This is a genomic window from Streptosporangium sp. NPDC005286 (assembly GCF_040607515.1).
In the GTDB taxonomy this organism is placed as follows: Bacteria; Actinomycetota; Actinomycetes; order Streptosporangiales; family Streptosporangiaceae; genus Streptosporangium.
Genome location: NZ_JBEXGU010000393.1, coordinates 1 through 1,698, shown reverse-complemented (window position 1 = coordinate 1,698; position 1,698 = coordinate 1). Strand labels below are relative to the sequence as shown.

3 protein-coding genes are annotated in these 1,698 nt (G+C 70.6%); 2 read left to right on the top strand and 1 reads right to left on the bottom strand.

The annotated features are described in order from the left end of the window. Window positions 1-72: 72 nt before the first annotated feature. Complete coding sequence (locus ABZU75_RS46350) at window positions 73-348, bottom strand: hypothetical protein (RefSeq protein WP_355569955.1); 276 nt, start codon at window positions 346-348, stop codon at window positions 73-75. On the opposite strand from ABZU75_RS46350, the gene ABZU75_RS46345 reads away from it, so the two are divergent. Both ABZU75_RS46345 and ABZU75_RS46340 read left to right on the top strand, forming a co-directional pair. After that, window positions 347-523 carry a hypothetical protein gene (locus ABZU75_RS46345; protein ID WP_355569952.1) on the top strand — a complete coding sequence of 59 codons (177 nt, stop codon included), beginning with the start codon at window positions 347-349 and terminating at the stop codon, window positions 521-523. The two genes, ABZU75_RS46350 and ABZU75_RS46345, sit on opposite strands and share 2 nt — an antisense overlap. 316 nt (window positions 524-839) lie before the next feature. Then, on the top strand, window positions 840-1,698 hold an 859-nt coding region (locus ABZU75_RS46340), incomplete at its 3' end, for a S1 family peptidase (protein WP_355569949.1).

Here is a 1,698-nt window from a genome sequence, read left to right as displayed (position 1 = left end):
CGCCGCGCCCATGATTCCGCCACGGACCCCCGCCGCCATGTCCGGTCCCGTCTCGAAGGGACGGACGGGGCCTCAGGAGGTGGGGCCGACCTCCGGCTCGGGGGACCCGGACCTGTCCCTGCCCCGCTCGGCCCGTCTCGCCCCCTTTGAACCTTTCTCTCCCGGAATGCGGCGCACGTCGTCCGGGTCCGCCAGGAGCGGCCGCTCGGGGAAGGTGGTGTCCGCCCCCGACCGCTTCGCCACGATCCGGGTCTCGCCGTCGGCGCCTCGTGGACCGGCGGGAGGCAGGGTCTGTTCCGAGACGTCGCGCTCCACCGTGTTCTCGTTCACCTCAGGGTTGTCGGTCATGCCAGGCCTCTCCCCCGGCGGGGTCCGAATATGTCGCCGGACGGGACAACAGGCCGGTACCACCTGGCTCACCGTCGTGATGGCCGTACTGGCCGTGATGGCGATCGTGGACATCGCCCTCGCGGTGCGCCGCCGGTCACGCACCGCCCCGAACACGACGACGGAAGCGGGCTGAGCCGCCGCGCACGATCCGGTGGCCCCACCCGCTCCCGGTCCGCGAGGCCGTCGTAACCCCATGTGCGGTGGCGGCATCGGCCGCGCCCTGGTGACGGCGGACGGCCGTCACCCCGGCGTAGCCGGCGACCAACCGGGCCACGAGCGGAACACAGCGGTGGACCTCAGCCGAAATCACCCTCCGCGTGGCGCGCGGCGTTGAGGCCTTGACCGGCAACGGCTGGATTAGCATGGCGTCGCCCACATCGCATGATCAACCTGCGATACGTGGTGTTCTCCCCCCTCACGCCCGGAAAGCCGAGGTCGAGGAGAGACCCATGTCCCGCAGACACGCCATCACCACGGGATGCGTCCTAGTCATCGCCGCGCTCACTCTGGCCCCCGCCCCGGTCGCCGCCCAGCCTCGGAAGGCGAACACCCCGGGCTCCTGGAAACCACCGGCGGGCATGATCGAGGCACTCCAGCGCGACCTGCACCTCACCAAGGAGCAGGCCCAGACCCGCCTGGTCAACGAGGCCCGCCTGGCGGCGGTCGAGGCGGACCTGCGCGGGAAACTCGGCGAGCGCTTCGCCGGTTCCTGGTTCGTCGGAACCGTCGCGCAGCGACTCGTGGTCGCCACCACCTCCGAGGCCGACATCCCCCAGATCGTCGCCACAGGCGCCCGAGCGGAGATCGTCACCCGCTCCCTGTCGGACCTGGACGCCATCAGGGAACAGGTGGACAGCACTCTGGCCGCTCGCGAGAGTACGGGAGCCGTGCGCTACATCGACGTGCGGACCAACAAGGTGGTCGTCCTCTCCAAGGAGGCCGCAGTGGCCACAGACGTCCTGGAGAACTCCGGCACGGACCCGGTCGCGGTGAGGGTCGAGCCCTCCGACGAGACCCCCCGCCTGCTCGACGACCTCGTGGGCGGCAGCGCCTACTACATCGGCACCACGGAGCGCTGCTCGATCGGCTTCTCGGTGACCCATAGCCCCCAGAACGGTTTCGTCAGCGCCGGTCACTGCGGTAAGAAGGGCGACACCACGAGCGGCTCCAACCGGCTCCCCCAGGGGGTCTTCCAGGGGTCGGTCTTTCCGGGCAGCGACTACGCATGGGTCTCGGTGAACGCCAACTGGATCCCCAAACCCGCGGTCAACAACGGCGCCGGCGGCACCGTGCCCGTCGCCGGCTCCA